The organism is Mesorhizobium sp. M2C.T.Ca.TU.002.02.1.1 (genome assembly GCF_003997225.1).
The window spans coordinates 1-1094 of record NZ_RZTO01001270.1; the positions used below are offsets into that span (position 1 = coordinate 1).

A 1094-nucleotide genomic window follows, 5' to 3' on the forward strand; every position below is an offset into this window, starting at 1 on the left:
TGTCGACCCCGAGCGCATCGACCGCGCCGTTACCGGCATCGTACGCCAGCTCGAAAGCTCGGGCGAAACCGAGATCGCCTCGGGCGAGGTCGGCCGGCTGGTCATGGAGGCGCTGAAGTCGTTGGATGACGTCGCTTATGTCCGCTTCGCCTCGGTCTATCGCAATTTCCGCGAAGCCAAGGATTTCCACGAACTGCTGGGCGAATTGAAGGGCGACGAGGAAAAGGCCGAAGAGGACGCCGACTGATCATGGCGGGACCGCGACTGGACGAGGCCGCGCAGGCGGCCCTTGACCGCCGTTTCATGGCCGCGGCCATCAGGCTGTCGCGCCGCAATGCCGGCCGCACCTCGACCAACCCTTCCGTCGGCACCATCATCGTGCGCGACGACGGCGCCGGGCCGATGATCGTCGGCACCGGCGTGACGGCAGTCGGCGGCCGCCCGCACGCCGAGACCGAGGCGCTGGCCGAGGCTGGCGAACTGGCCCATGGCGCCACTGCCTATGTTACGCTGGAGCCTTGCGCCCATCACGGCCGCACGCCGCCTTGCGCCAACGCGCTGGTCAATGCCGGCATAGCGCGGGTGGTGGGTGCGGCGAGCGATCCCGATCCACGCGTCTCCGGCCAAGGCTACGCCATCCTGCGCGCTGCCGGCGTCGAGGTGGTGGAGAAAGTGCTGGCGGCCGAGGCTGCCGAGCAGATGGCCGGCTATCTGACTCGCTCTCTGAAAAAACGCCCCGAAGTAACTCTGAAGCTTGCGCTTTCGAGCGACGGCAAGATCGGCCGCAGGGGCGCCGGCCAGGTCGCCATCACCGGCGAGATCGCGCGACGCGACGTCTATCTGATGCGCGCCGAGTCTGACGCCATCCTGGTCGGCATCGGCACGGCGCTCGAGGACGATCCGGCGTTGACCGTGCGCCTGCCGGGACTGGAGAACCGCTCGCCGGCGCGTATCATCCTCGATCGGCAGATCCGGTTGCCGGAGACGTCCAAGCTGGTTTCCGGCGTCGACCGCGTGCCGCTCTATGTCGCCGCTTGCCTGGAAGCCGACCCGCATCGGCGGGCCGCGCTCGAACGCGCCGGCGGGCGCTTCAT

Annotated in this window: 2 protein-coding genes; both read left to right on the top strand. The window is 68.6% G+C overall.

Annotation, left to right across the window (positions count from 1 at the left end; genetic code table 11):
* Window positions 1-247: ATP cone domain-containing protein (locus tag EOD07_RS35375; protein ID WP_245470619.1), on the top strand; the 247-nt coding region annotated here is incomplete at its 5' end.
* A 2-nt stretch (window positions 248-249) separates the two neighbouring features.
* Window positions 250-1094, top strand: an 845-nt coding sequence (gene ribD, locus EOD07_RS35380) for a bifunctional diaminohydroxyphosphoribosylaminopyrimidine deaminase/5-amino-6-(5-phosphoribosylamino)uracil reductase RibD (RefSeq protein WP_164772895.1), incomplete at its 3' end; no start/stop codon positions are given.